General features: G+C 71.0%; 11 protein-coding genes. 7 read left to right on the top strand and 4 right to left on the bottom strand.

What is annotated here, in order from left to right; genetic code table 11:
- The first annotated feature begins 181 nt into the window (after positions 1-181).
- Positions 182-3,406, top strand: a complete 3,225-nt coding sequence (locus tag ACFYPS_RS23875) for a S8 family serine peptidase (protein WP_387327047.1) — start codon at positions 182-184, stop codon at positions 3,404-3,406.
- A 113-nt stretch (positions 3,407-3,519) separates the two neighbouring features.
- On the opposite strand, the gene ACFYPS_RS23870 is transcribed toward ACFYPS_RS23875, so the two are convergent.
- Positions 3,520-4,110 carry a TetR/AcrR family transcriptional regulator gene (locus ACFYPS_RS23870; RefSeq protein WP_354966103.1) on the bottom strand — a complete coding sequence of 197 codons (591 nt, stop codon included), beginning with the start codon at positions 4,108-4,110 and terminating at the stop codon, positions 3,520-3,522.
- 134 nt (positions 4,111-4,244) lie between these two features.
- Between ACFYPS_RS23870 and ACFYPS_RS23865 the strand changes: the two genes are divergently transcribed.
- The gene (locus ACFYPS_RS23865) at positions 4,245-5,276 is read left to right on the top strand and encodes an aldo/keto reductase (protein ID WP_354966104.1); all 1,032 of its coding nucleotides are present in this window, start codon (positions 4,245-4,247) and stop codon (positions 5,274-5,276) included.
- A gap of 33 nt (positions 5,277-5,309) precedes the next feature.
- On the opposite strand, the gene ACFYPS_RS23860 is transcribed toward ACFYPS_RS23865, so the two are convergent.
- Positions 5,310-5,708, bottom strand: coding sequence for a DUF2267 domain-containing protein (locus ACFYPS_RS23860; protein ID WP_354966105.1), 399 nt, complete (start codon positions 5,706-5,708; stop codon positions 5,310-5,312).
- Positions 5,709-5,976: 268 nt separating this feature from the next.
- Here ACFYPS_RS23860 and ACFYPS_RS23855 point away from each other — a divergent pair, with 268 nt between their 5' ends.
- A complete protein-coding gene (locus ACFYPS_RS23855) occupies positions 5,977-6,537 on the top strand; it encodes an NAD(P)H-dependent oxidoreductase (protein WP_354966106.1) in 561 nt (186 codons plus the stop codon).
- A gap of 56 nt (positions 6,538-6,593) precedes the next feature.
- The gene (locus ACFYPS_RS23850) at positions 6,594-7,364 is read left to right on the top strand and encodes an SDR family NAD(P)-dependent oxidoreductase (RefSeq protein WP_354966107.1); all 771 of its coding nucleotides are present in this window, start codon (positions 6,594-6,596) and stop codon (positions 7,362-7,364) included.
- Between the two features lie 72 nt (positions 7,365-7,436).
- Here ACFYPS_RS23850 and ACFYPS_RS23845 read toward each other — a convergent pair whose 3' ends face one another.
- Positions 7,437-7,928, bottom strand: coding sequence for a MarR family transcriptional regulator (locus ACFYPS_RS23845; RefSeq protein WP_354966108.1), 492 nt, complete (start codon positions 7,926-7,928; stop codon positions 7,437-7,439).
- A 105-nt stretch (positions 7,929-8,033) separates the two neighbouring features.
- Here ACFYPS_RS23845 and ACFYPS_RS23840 point away from each other — a divergent pair, with 105 nt between their 5' ends.
- The 3 genes from ACFYPS_RS23840 to ACFYPS_RS23830 are packed head-to-tail and all read left to right on the top strand — an operon-like array spanning position 8,034 to position 10,862.
- Positions 8,034-9,083: an LLM class flavin-dependent oxidoreductase gene (locus ACFYPS_RS23840; protein ID WP_354966109.1), complete on the top strand. Its 1,050-nt coding sequence runs from the start codon at positions 8,034-8,036 to the stop codon at positions 9,081-9,083.
- Complete coding sequence (locus ACFYPS_RS23835; RefSeq protein WP_354966110.1) at positions 9,076-10,107, top strand: LLM class flavin-dependent oxidoreductase; 1,032 nt, start codon at positions 9,076-9,078, stop codon at positions 10,105-10,107. Before ACFYPS_RS23840 ends, ACFYPS_RS23835 begins: the two co-directional genes overlap by 8 nt.
- A 38-nt stretch (positions 10,108-10,145) precedes the next feature.
- Positions 10,146-10,862: an NAD(P)-binding domain-containing protein gene (locus ACFYPS_RS23830; protein ID WP_354966111.1), complete on the top strand. Its 717-nt coding sequence runs from the start codon at positions 10,146-10,148 to the stop codon at positions 10,860-10,862.
- 4 nt (positions 10,863-10,866) lie between these two features.
- Here ACFYPS_RS23830 and ACFYPS_RS23825 read toward each other — a convergent pair whose 3' ends face one another.
- Positions 10,867-13,116 carry a tetratricopeptide repeat protein gene (locus ACFYPS_RS23825; RefSeq protein ID WP_354966112.1) on the bottom strand — a complete coding sequence of 750 codons (2,250 nt, stop codon included), beginning with the start codon at positions 13,114-13,116 and terminating at the stop codon, positions 10,867-10,869.
- Positions 13,117-13,201 lie beyond the last annotated feature (85 nt).

Genomic DNA, 13,201 nt, shown 5'->3' with positions numbered 1-13,201 from the left:
CTGACCTGCGCTCTCCGACGTCTCGTCCCGTGGTCACCGGCGCATGTAACCGGGAGGGGCACCCGGGCGCGCCCGCGCGGTGGGTGATTGTGGCGATCGTCACACCCCTGAAGATCAACCCGCCGGCCGTGCCAGGCGTCATCGTGCCGTCCCGGGAGACGCCCGTGGCGGAGAGGACGATGTGCGACGACGGCAACGACGCGCCCTGACAGCCGGAGTGCTCGCGACCGCGCTGGCAGCGGCGGGCCTCACGGCTTCCCCGGCCGGCGCGCAGGAGAAGCCTGCGGCAACGGTCTCCGGACCGCGCGGCACCTTCACTTTGATCACCGGGGACCGGGTGTCGCTGGACGCGGACGGCCACCCGCGGATCGAGCGGGGACCGGGACGGGCCGGCATGCGGTTCGTGAGCAGCCGAGAGGGTGGCCACCAGTACGTCATCCCGGTCGACGCGGTGCCGATGCTGCGTGACGGGCGGCTCGACCGGCGGCTGTTCGACCTCACCGCGCTCGGCGACTTCGGCTACGACGACCGGAGGGCCGAGCTTCCGCTGCTGGTCACGTACCCGGAGAACATGGCGACGCGGGCGCGGTCCGCCGCCGGAGCCGCGCGGGTGCGGGCCGACCTGCCCGCCGCCAACGCGCTGGCCGTGCGGGCGGGCCTGGACGACCGGGTCGAGCTGTGGTCGTCACTCACCCGCGGCACGTCGTCGGCGCGCGCGCTCGCCGCCGGGATCACCCACGTCTGGCTGGACGGCAAGCGCCACGTCTCCCTCGATCGCAGCGTGCCGCAGATCGGCGCCCCGACGGCCTGGCAGGCGGGCTTCGACGGCGACGGCGTGACGGTCGGGGTGCTGGACACCGGCATCGACGCCAGCCACCCCGACTTCGCCGGGCAGATCGCCGCGATCCACGACTTCACCGGCGGCAACGACCCCGGCGACACGGTCGGCCACGGCACCCACGTGGCGTCGACGATCGTGGGCAGCGGCGCCGCCTCCGGCGGCAGGTACCGGGGCGTGGCACCGGGCGCGAAGCTGGTCGTCGGCAAGGTCTGCGCCACCACGGAGTGCCAGGACTCGGACATCATCGCCGGGATGCAGTGGGCGGCGCCGCAGGCCCGGGTGATCAACCTGAGCCTCGGTGACACGGACACGCCGGCTCTCGACCCGCTGGAGACCGCGGTACAGGACCTCAGCCAGCGGTACGGCACCCTCTTCGTGGTCGCCGCGGGCAACGAGGGTAAGCCGAAGTCGGTCTCGACGCCGGCCTCCGCTGACGACGCCCTCGCCGTCGCCGCGGTCGACGCCGACGACGAGCGGGCCTACTTCTCGAGCCGGGGCCCCCGCGTCGGCGACAACCACATCAAGCCCGAGATCAGCGCGCCCGGCGTCGACATCGTGGCGGCCGCCCCCGGTGGCGGTTACGCCCCCATGTCGGGCACGTCGATGGCGACCCCGCACGTGGCGGGCTCGGCCGCGATCCTCGCCGGGCGCCACCCCGACTGGTCCGGCGCCCAGCTCAAGGCTGCTCTGATGGGCTCGGCCAAGCCGGCCGGCGCCGACAGCCTCTACGACCAGGGCGCCGGGCGGGTCGACATCGGTCGTGCCGTCGCACAGCCCGTCGCCGCTGAGGTCGCCGCGATCGACTTCCCGGTCCAGCGCTGGCCCCACGCCGACGACACCCCGTTCACCCGTGTCATCGGTTACCGCAACACCGGCACCGCACCGGTCAGCCTCTCGCTCACCATCACCCCGGCTCCCACCGGCATGATCACTGTCAGCCCGGCCACGCTGATGGTGCCGGCCGGCGGCCGCGCCGAGGCCACGATCACCGTGGACACCCGGGTGGACGCCCCCGACGGCCTCTACCCGGGCGCGCTGACCGCGACCGGCGCCGGGGACCTGCGGGTGCGGACGCCGTTCGCGCTCAACCGGGAGATCGAGAGCTACGACGTCCGGCTCGACCACACCGGGCGCGACGGCAGACCGGCCACGGAGTACGACACCGTGGCGGCGAACCTGAGCACCGGTGAGTTCACCACCCTCGCCGGGCAACCCGGCGGTGGCACGATGCGGCTGCCCAAGGGCCGCTACGCGCTGTACAGCACGATCCACGAGGGCGACGTGTCGACGCTGCTCGTGCAGCCGGTCCTGGACGTACGGGGCCCGGTCACCGAGGCGCTCGACGCCCGCACCGCCCGGCCGGTCTCGCTGACCGTGCCCCAGCGGGACGCCGCAGCGCTCTCGATCAACGTGAGCGCGAACTGGAACGACAACTTCCGCTACCCGGGCGTCCAGCTCAGCGGGACGTCGTTCGCGGACGTCTTCTTCGGCCGGATCGGGCCCGCCGTCGCGGCCCCCGAGTTCGCGGTCACACTGGGCGTCGGGCTCGGCCGCCCGGGCCGGGACGGGACGTTCCGGAACAGCCCCTACACGTACGACCTCGCGTACGTGAGCAAGGGCGACATGTTCACGGGCCTGACCAGGAAGCTCTCCCCGAAGAACCTCGCCACCGTCAAGACGACCTACCGCAGCCAGTCCAGCATCGCGACCGCGACCCGCTTCCACCGTGCGGCGTCCCCCGGGGGCCCGGGCCCGATCGGTTCGAGCACCTCGTTCGACCTGCCGTTCCACGCCACCGAGTACTACAACACCGACGGCGGACTCGTCTGGACGTCCACGTTCGTCGAGGGCGACAACCTCACCACGCAGGAGTCCACCTTCCGGGCGGGCAGGACCTACCACCAGACCTGGAACGCGGCGCCCTTCGGGCCCACCGTGGCGCAGCCTCCGGCCTGGTCGCCGCTCGGTTACGTGGGCCGCGACGGGGACACCATCTCGGTCGCGTCGCCGCCGCTGTTCGCCGACGCCTCCGGCCGCCCCGCCAGCCGTGACGACCTGCAGGTCCACTACCGGTTGTCCAGAAACGGCAAGGAGATCGCCACCGCCGACGGCTCGTACGCGGACTTCCCGGTGCCCGCCGACAAGGCCACCTACCGCCTGGAAGCGACCGTCACCCGCGGTGCTCCGGACACCCTGTCGACGTCGGTCTCGGTGGCCTGGACCTTCACCTCGGCACACACGTCGAAGCCGGAGCCGCTGCCCCTGACGACGGCCCGGGCGACGCCCGCGTTGGACGACACCAACACGGCCCGGGCGGGCCGGGCGATGACCATCCCCGTGGCACTGGACCGGCATCCGGGGTCGACGGCCGCGCCCAACCGGACGCTCGGCGTCTCCGCGTCGTTCGACGATGGCAGGACGTGGGTGGCGTTGCCGGTCCACCACGGCGTCGCCCTGATCAAGCATCCGCGCCGGCCCGGCTTCGTGTCGCTGCGCATGACGGCCACCGACACCGCTGGCAACACGGTGGCGCAGACGATCCAGCGGGCCTACCGGATCGCCTGACCCAGGCCCCGGTCCGGGGTGGGCGGCGGCGTTTCGCCGTCCACCCCGGACCAGTGCCATCGGGGGCGTCGGAGCAGCCGGTTCCGGTGCGGCCACGACCGGCAGGGCCGTGACTACCCTCGGCGGAGCAGTCCGGCGATGAGCAGCTCGACCAGGCGCCGGGCGTCGTAGTTGGGGTCGCTGTCGGCGCCGATGCAGAGATTGCCGACCCCGCGCATCAGTTCGTACGCATCCATGCCGGGGCGTATTTCGCCGGCCTCCGCTGCCGCGTCGAGCAGTTGGTTGCACACAGGCACGAGGCGGTCGAGGAAGTAGCCGTGCAGCGTGTCGAAGCCGGCGTTGTCCGGCTGCAGCACGCCGGCAAGTCCGCGCTTGGTGACCAGGAAGTCAACGAAGAGGTCGATCCATCGCCCGAGGGCGGCGTGCGGAGTCGCACTGCTCGCGAGCAGAGCCGGACCGGCCTCGGCGCAGGCGTCGACCTGGTGCCGGTAGACGGCGATGATCAGATCAGCGCGCGTCGGGAAGTGCCGGTAGATCGTGCCCGTCCCGACGCCGGCTCTGGCCGCGATGTCTCGTACCGGCGCTTCCACGCCCGAGTTCACGAAGACGGCGGCGGCCGCGTCGAGCAGGGCCTTCTCGTTGCGTACGGCATCGGCCCGCTTGCGCGGGGACACTCCCGCCACAATCCCGTCGCCCTGGGTCACCGCGCTGTTCCCTCCGTCACCGGCCTTGGCAAACGGAACACTGTTCCGTATGGTTCTAACGGAACGAGGTTCCGCTTGCTCATGATGCCAGAGCAGAGGACCGACAACCAACCGACCAGTGGAGGAAACACGTCATGCAGTACCGCACCTTGGGCCGCACCGGTGTGCAGGTCAGTTCTCTCGCGCTCGGAGCGATGAACTTCGGCAAGATCGGCCAGACGACCCAGGACGAGGCCACGGCCATCGTCGACGTCGCCCTCGAAGCCGGGATCAACCTCATCGACACCGCCGACATGTACAGCCAGGGCGAGTCGGAGGAGATGGTCTGCAAGGCGATCGCCGGCCGCCGCGACGACATCGTGCTGGCCACGAAGGCGAACATGCCCATGGGCGACGAGCGCAACCATCAGGGCAGCTCGCGCCGCTGGCTGGTCACCGAGTTGGACAACAGCCTGCGCCGCCTGGGCGTCGACCACGTCGACCTCTACCAGATCCACCGGTGGGACCCGCGGACCAGCGACGAGGAGACGCTGTCGGCCCTGACCGACCTGCAGCGCGCCGGAAAGATCCGCTACTTCGGCTCCTCGACCTTCCCCGCGTACCGCATCGTGCAGGCCGAGTGGGCCGCCCGGGAAAACCACCTGAGCCGCTACGTCACCGAACAGCCCGCCTACTCGATCCTGCAGCGCGGGATCGAGACCCACGTCCTGCCCGTGACCGAGCAGTACGGGCTCGGCGTGCTGGCGTGGAGCCCCCTGGCCTCCGGCTGGCTATCCGGCGCGATCCGCGAGGGCCAGGAGATCGCCACCAACCGCTCCGCGTTCATGCCGCAGCGCTTCGACACGACCATCCCCGCCAACCGGGCCAAGCTCGACGCCGTCGAGCGGTTGGCCAAGGTCGCCGACGAGGCCGGCCTGACCATGATCCAGCTCGCGCTCGGGTTCGTCACCGCGCACCCCGCCGTCACCAGCGCGATCATCGGCCCCCGCACCATGGACCACCTGCGCTCTCAGCTCGCCGCGGCGGACACCGTGCTCACCGCTGACGTGCTCGACGCGATCGACGCGATCGTCCCGCCCGGCGTCGACCTTGCCGCGCACGAGAAGTTCGACACCCCGCCCGCCCTGCTCGACCCGTCATTGCGGCGCCGGCGACCGCTCCCGTGACGCTCGGCCGTCCACGATCGCGTCGTGCGACCGTCAGGCCTGCCGGCGGACGAACGGCGCGGTCTGGTCGGCGACGTCGCCGTACTCCGCCGGCAACTGGGTGACCACCTGTTCATAGCCGGCGGGGTCGAGGGCGTCCCGGAGGACGTCGAAGACCGCCGTGACTCCGTCCCTCGCCGCGTCCGCGTCGACGTCCGCGCGGCCGCTGACCCGGTCGACGAAGGCGTCGAGGCCGAACCGTTCCGCGGTCTCACTGCCGCCGAAGGCGTACGCCCGCAGCCCGTCGGGAAGCTGGCCGGCCAGATCACGCGCCTCTCCGCCATCGATCCGTTCGGCCAGGGTGGTCAAGGTGGCCTGCGTGACGGCAGTCGCCTGCTCCGACGACATCCCGGATCGCGTCGCCACCAGGTCGAGGAACTCGTTGTCGTTCACCGTGCGGCCCTCCTCTCGCCGTTGAAGCAGTCGAGTTCCCAGGCTCCATGTCGACAAACGAGGTCACACGACGGCGCGGGGCACGGCGTACCCGATCCGTCTGCTCATCCGGATTATGCGGTTCGGGCCGGTCCGGGCTTCTTGTCGGGTTCGATGTGACGGTGAACATGCGTCCGCTGTATTTGCTTGACGAAGCAAGCTGTTGACGTACCGTTGCGTCGCCACGCAAGGACACCGCTCGGGTGCCCCGTACAAGGAGGAACCGCACATGACCAGGATCGGCATCATCATCGGCAGCACCCGGCCGGGACGAAACGGCGCGGCCGTCGGGCAGTGGGTGTACGACGTCGCCAGGCAGCGCACGGACGTCGAGTACGAGCTCGTGGACCTGCTCGACTACAAGCTGCCGCACCTCGACGAGGTGTACCCGCCGGCGATGGGCCAGTACCAGCAACCGCACACGCTGGAGTGGGCCCGAAAGATCGCGTCGTTCGACGGCTTCGTGATGGTGACGCCGGAGTACAACCACTCGACGTCCGGCGCGCTGAAGAACGCGATCGACTTCCTCTACAGCGAGTGGAACAACAAGGCCGTCGGGTTCGTCAGCTACGGCTCGGTGGGCGGCGCGCGGGCGGTGGAGCACCTGCGGCTGATCTCTGCTGAGTTGCAGCTGGCCGACGTGCGGTCCCAGGTGGCGCTCTCGCTCTTCACCGACTTCGAGAACTTCAGCGTCTTCAAGCCCAACGACTTCCAGCGGGACGCGCTGAACGCCACCCTCGACCAGGTCGTGGCCTGGAGCCAGGCCCTCGCTCCCCTGCGCGCCGCGTAGGGCTCGACCGGACCGATCAACGCCACCCCCCGGAAAGCGTGGAAGGAAACTGCGCGATGCGTGGACTCAAGGACAAGGTCGCCCTCGTCGCCGGTGCGGCGCCGGGCAATATCGGCGGCGCGACGGCGATCCGCCTCGCCGAGGAAGGCATGCTGGTCGTCGCGGCGGATCTGAACCAGGCCGCCGCCCAGACCGTGGTCGACGACATCACCGCCGCCGGCGGAACAGCCGTGGCGCGAGGCTTCGACATCACGAACGAGGAGTCCTACCGGGACGTCATCACCTTCACCGTCGACCGGTTCGATGGCCTGCACGGCCTGTTCAACGTGGCCGCGGATCTGTCGCCACGAAACCTCGGCCGGGACGCCGACGTCACCTCGGTACCGTTCGACGTCTGGCAGCACACCATCGACGTCACCCTCACCGGCTACATGTACGGCATCCGGCACGCCCTGCCGATCATGATGAGGAACGGCGGCGGCTCGATCGTCAACACCATGTCGAGCGCGGTGTGGCTGGGCGAGCCCGAACGCGTCGCCTACCAGGCGGCCAAGAGCGGACTGATCGGCCTCACCCGGCACACCGCGAGCCTCGGCGGCAAGCACGGCGTCCGTACCAACCTTCTGTCGCCGGGCGTGGTTCTCACCGGCGCCGCGCTCGAGTCCACCACCGAGGAGTTCCGCGCGCAGATGCTCGCGACGGTACGTTCGCCGCGGCTGGGTCGGCCGGAGGACCTCGCCGCCATGGTGGCGTTCCTCTTCTCCGACGACGGCGCCTACGTCAACGGCCAGTCACTGCTCGTCGACGGCGGCGCCAGCTTCACCTGATCCGCACCGGGCGTGCGCTCGCACGCGGGGCCAGCTACCGGCGTGGGCCGGCGAGCTTTCGCGGACGCCGACTCATTCCTCGTCGCGCGGGTCGAGATTCGCGCGAAGCGCCTCCGCGATCTCGCCCGCCGCGACGAGTTGCTCCGGCGTGAGAGCGTCGACGAAGAGCTCGCGAATGGCGCGCAGGTGCGGAACGGTGGACCCCTGGAACGCCTCGGCGCCGGCCGGCGTGAGCAGCACCTCCGCCCCTCGGGGGACGGTGGGGCACGCCTGGCGGCGGATGAGTCCGCGCCGCTCCATGCGCCCGAGGTGGTGGGAGAGTCGGCTCCGCTCCCAACCGATGTGTGTCGCGAGTTCGGACGAGCGCATCTGACGGTCCTGCGCCTCGCTCAGGGCGAGCAGCACGGCGTAGTCCGCCGGCGAGAGCGCGGACTCGATCTGGAGGCGGGACGCGAGCTGCGCCTTGAGTTCTCCGGTCGTCTCGATGAAGTCCCGCCAGACCCGTAGCTCCTCCGCGGTCGGCAGTTGGCGTCCTCTCCGCCGCTCGGGTGTGGCCCTTGTCATCCGATTCTCCTTGGTTGACGCGTCAATTGGCAGGTTAGCATCATTGACGTGTCAACCGCTAAGGCCCCTTTCCGGGGTGTCGGCGGGACCGCATGAGGAGGAGACATGACGGCTGAAGGCTTCGAACTGGGCCTCAACTCGTTCGGGGAGGTGGCCACCGATGGCGACCGGGTCCTGAGCGACGCCGAGACCGTGCGGCTGCTCGTCGACGAGGCGCGGCTCGCGGAGTCGGTCGGGCTCGACGTGTTCAGCCTGGGTGAGCACTACCGGGAGGGCCACAACGACTCGGCCACCCCCGTGCTGCTCGCGGCGATCGCCACGGCGACGCATCGGATCCGCCTCGGCACCTCGGTCACGGTGCTCAGCACGAACGACCCGGTGCGGCTCTACCACGAGTTCTCCACCCTCGACGCGGTGTCCAACGGCAGGGCCCAGCTTGTTCTCGGGCGCGCGTCGGCGACCGAATCGTTTCCCCTGTTCGGCTACGACCTGGCGGACTACGAGCGGTTGTTCGAGGAGAAGCTCGACCTCTTCGTACGGCTCCAGCGCGACGAACCGGTCACCTGGTCCGGCACCGTGCGCAGCCCACTGACCGCGCAGCGGCTGCATCCGCGGATGCGGGCAGGCGGCATCCCGACCTGGATCGGCGTCGGCGGGAGCCCGAACTCGGTGGTCCGCGCCGCCCGCTACGGGCTTCCGCTCATGCTCGCGATCATCGGCGGACGTCCCCAGCGGTTCGCCGGCCACGTCGACCTCTACCTCCGGGCGCTCAAACAGGCCGGGCATACTGTGCGGCCGATCGGGCAACACTCGCTCGGCCTCGTCGCGGACACCGACGAGGAGGCGGTGGAGACGTGGTGGCGGTACTGGCAGCCGGTCGTGGCGGCGCTCGCCGAGGAGCGCGGCTTCTACAAACCGGACCGCGCGCGCTACGAGGCCGAAATCGACCACGGAGCGCTGTTCGTCGGGTCGCCGGAGACGGTCGCGCGGAAGATCGCCACGGTGGCCCGCGATCTGCGGCTGAGCCGCTTCGACCTCAAATACGACATCATGCACCTGCCCCGCGAGGCACGCGCGCGCACCATCGAGCTGCTGGGCAGCGAGGTCGCGCCGCGGGTCCGGGAGCTGCTGGCGAAGGAGCCCACCAATGTCTGACCTCGAGTTCGGCCTCGACACCTTCGGCGACGTACCGCAGGACGACTCAGGCAAGCCGATCTCCTACGCGGCGGCCATCCGGCAGGTCGTCGACGAGGCGGTGCTGGCCGACCAGCTCGGCGTGGACGTCATCGCCCTCGGCGAGCACCACCGGCCCGAATATTCGGTCTCGACGCCGGAGACCGTGCTGGCCGGTATCGCCACCCGCACCTCGCGGATCCGGCTCGCCTCCGGAGTGACCGTGCTGAGTTCGGACGACCCGGTCCGGGTGTTCCAGCGCTTCGCGACGGTCGACGCGCTGTCGCACGGCCGGGCCGAGGTCATCCTCGGCCGTGGCTCGTTCACCGAGTCCTTCCCCCTGTTCGGTTACGACCTGCGCGACTACGACGTGCTGTTCGAGGAGAAGATCGAACTGTTCGCCAAGCTGCTGGACGAGCAGCCGGTCACCTGGAGCGGCACGATGCGGGCTCCGCTGGAGAACGCGGACGTCTTCCCGAAGACGGAGTCGGGGCGCCTCACCACCTGGGTTGGCGTCGGCGGGTCGCCGCAGTCGGTCGTGCGTACCGCCCGGTACGGCCTCCCGCTCATGCTCGCGATCATCGGCGGGGCTCCCGACCGCTTCGCGCCCTACATCGACCTCTACCGGCGGGCCGCCGAGCAGCTCGGCACGACCGCGCACCCGGTCGGGATGCACTCCCCCGGCTTCATCGCCGACACCGACGAGGAGGCGAAGGAGCTGTACTGGCCGCACTACCGGGTCATGCGGGACCGGATCGGCAGGCTGCGGGGCTGGCCGCCGATCCGTCGCCAGGAGTTCGACGCCGAGGTGGAGCACGGTTCCCTCTACATCGGCTCACCGGAGACCGTGGCCCGCCGCATCGCTGGGGCGATCCGCAGCGTCGGTGTCGGCCGCTTCGACCTCATCTACACGGCGGGAGCGCAGCCGGTCAGTGCCCGGATGCGCGCCGTGGAGCTGTACGGCAGCAAGGTGATCCCCCTGGTCCGCGACATCCTGGCCAGCTGACCCGTTCCACCGCCCGCATCGGCCCCCGGAAGGAAGACATGAACGGCAACGGCCGGAACATTGCACAGACCCTCGCCGTCCTCGGCGCCGGCAAGGTGGGCACCGTGCTCGCCCGGCTCGCCCTCGCCGCCGGCTACCGGGTGCTCGTCGCCGGCTCCGGCGACCGGGAGAAGATCGCCCTCACCGTCGAGGTGCTCACGCCCGGAGCGGTCGCCACCACCGCGGCCGACGCCGCGGCCGGCGCTGACATCGTGATCCTCGCCCTTCCGCTGGGCAAGTACCGCAGCGTCCCCGCCGAGGCACTGCGCGGCAAGCTCGTCGTCGACGCCATGAACTACTGGTGGGAGATCGACGGCATCCGCGACGACCTCACCAACCCGCGCACCTCGTCGAGCGAGACCGTCCAGGAGTTCCTGTCCGGCTCCCGGGTCGTCAAGGCCTTCAACCACATGGGTTACCACGATCTTGAGGACGAGGCGCGGCCCGCCGAAGCAGCCGGCCGCAAGGCCATCGCGATTGCTGGCGACGACTCCGCCGATCTCGCGGTGGTCGCGTCCCTTGTCGACGCGCTCGGCTTCGATCCGGTCGTCGCCGGTCCCCTCGCCGAGGGCGTACGGCTCGAACCGGGCAGCGAGTTGTTCGGCGCCAACGTCACTGCCGACGAGGTGCGGGCCATGCTCGACCGCTTTCCCGGATCCGAACGTGGACGGACCATTGCCGCTGCGCGATCCGCGCCGTCGCCGGATGCGGCGTAGCCGATCAGCGGCCGGCGCGTACGGCTTCCCGCGCCGCCCGGGCAAGTTGCTCGTCGTGCGGCCGGCGCAGCTCACGCGCGAGTTCGATGGTCCGGTCGAGCAGCGCCAGCGCCTCGTCACGGCGACCCGCCACACGGCACGTCTCGGCGTAGGTGTGCAGGAAGTCGATCTCCATCTGCACCTCGGCGAGCGGTTCCAGCAGCTCGAAGGCGCGCCGGTGATGTTCGAGAGCCTTCTCGGGTGAGCCCATGACCCGCAGCGCCACGCCGAGATAGTTGTGGCACCACGCCTGGTTGTGTTGGAGGTTGTTTTGCTCGGAGAGCCGCAACGCGTCGTGCAGCGCCCGCAGTGACTCTGCCGGGTCGCTCGACGCCAGTGCGACGCCGAGGGTGACCAGCCCGGTGATCTGGGCGGGCCCGTCGGCCAGGGCGACGGATGCCCGGGCGAGTTCGACGGCTTCGCCGTGCCGCCCGAGGTGCAGTGTCACCCAGCCGTCGAAGGCCAGCGCCTGGGACTGCCCGGCGCGGCGCCCGATCTTCTCGAACAGCTCGCGCGCCCGCCGGAAGTGCGGTTGCGCCCCTTCGAAATCGCCGAGATCCCGGCGGACCAGGCCGATGCGCAGCGCCAGACCGGCTGCCAGGTCGTCGTCGTCGGGCCCGGACCGCTCCGCCAGCTCGTAGGCGGAGACCGCCTCGGTGAGACGTCCGGCGGCGGCACGGGCGTAGCCGAGGTCCGCCAGCAGCGAAGCGCGCTGCTGGTCGCGGCCCAGACGTGCCGCTGCCTCGGCGGCAGCTTCCAGCAGGCGTGCCTGGTCGTCGGTGCCGCGGTGCCGGAAGAACCAGACCCGCATGGCCTGCGGCAGTTCGGCAACCACCTCGTCCATGCCGAGGCGCACGGCGGCGTCGAAGCAGGCGATCAGGTTGACGTACTCGAGGTCGAACCAGGCCATGGCCTTCGCCGGATCGCCCGGCGCGGGTTCGCTGCGGTACGGCGAGGGCAGCGTCCGATCGTGGGCGACCGCCTGCGCCAGATAGTGCGTCAGGACCCGGCGCAGGGCTGCTTCGGCCTGCGGCTCCTCGTCGGCGGCGAGGTCCGCCGCGTACTGCCGGATCAGGTCGTGCGTCCGGTACCGTCCGGGCGAGATTTCCTGGATCAGGTGGGCGTCGACCAGCTCCTCCAGAACCACGTCGAGCCGGTCGGGCGGCAGGTCGACGAGCGCGCCCGCCACCGCCGCGTCGAAGTCGGCGCCCGGCAGCAGGCCCAGTAGCCGGAACACGCGCCGCTGGACCGCGTCGAGCTGCTGGAGCGACATGCCGAACACGGCATCGAAACGGCTGGCCGTATCGCGCAGTCGCTCGGCCAGCACCGCTACCGTCCAGCCTGGACGGTGACGGAGCCGTGCGCCCGCCATCCGTAGTGCCAGCGGAAGCCCGCCGCACTGCCGCAGCACCTGGCCGACCGCCTCCTCCTCGGGCAGTGCGAGGCCGGCCGCCCGGCCGAACAGGGTCGCCGCGTCGCCGTCGGCCAGTGGCTCCAGGGACACCGGCGGCACCCCGTCCAGAGTTACCAGCCGGTGCCGGCTGGTAACCAGGACCGTCGACTTGCCCGCGCCGGGCAGCAGTGGGCGCACCTGGTCCGCGTCGACCGCGTTGTCGAGCACGACGAGCGCCCGCCGGCGGGACAACTCCGACCGCCAGAGCGCCGCCCGTTCGGCGGCGCCGGCCGGAGGGTGCGTGACGTCCAACGCGCTCAGCAGCCGGCCCAGCGCGATCTGCGGATCCAGCGGCTCCTGGCCCGGGGTGAAGCCGTGCAGGTCGAGGTAGAGCCCGCCGTCCGGATACGAAGGGGCGAGCCGATGGGCCACGTGCACGGCCAGGCTGGTCTTGCCCACGCCCGCCATGCCGTCGATGGCAACCGCGCCAGCGGTACGCAGCAGCTCTTCGACCAGCCCGGACTCCGCCTCCCGGCCGGTGAAGTCGAACAGGTCGGCCGGCAGGTCGTTGCGGCGTGGGACGGGTGCGGGGCCGGCCTGAGCCGCCTCGGCCCACACCGCACGCAGTGGCCGGGGGTCACGCCCCACGGCCCGGCACAGCGTCACGACGGCGTCCCACGGCGGCACCAGCCGACCGGTCAGGTACCGGGACAGCGAGGAGCTGCTCAGACCGGACTCGCGGGCGAGGGCGCGCAGGCTGAGCCCGCTCAGCTCCTTGATCCGGGCCAGCTGAGCCACCAGTCGCTCCTGGGGGCTGGACACCTGCAACACCGTACCGTCCCGGCCCGCGCAAGCGGATCGGCGCTGCGTTTGCGCTGCTGGACAGGGGTCTCCGTGTCCCACGGTG

It is taken from the genome of Micromonospora sp. NPDC005087 (genome assembly GCF_042872965.1).
GTDB lineage: Bacteria > Actinomycetota > Actinomycetes > Mycobacteriales > Micromonosporaceae > Micromonospora.
The sequence above is the reverse complement of the archived record's forward strand: the minus strand, read 5'-3'. Positions and strand labels throughout refer to the sequence as shown.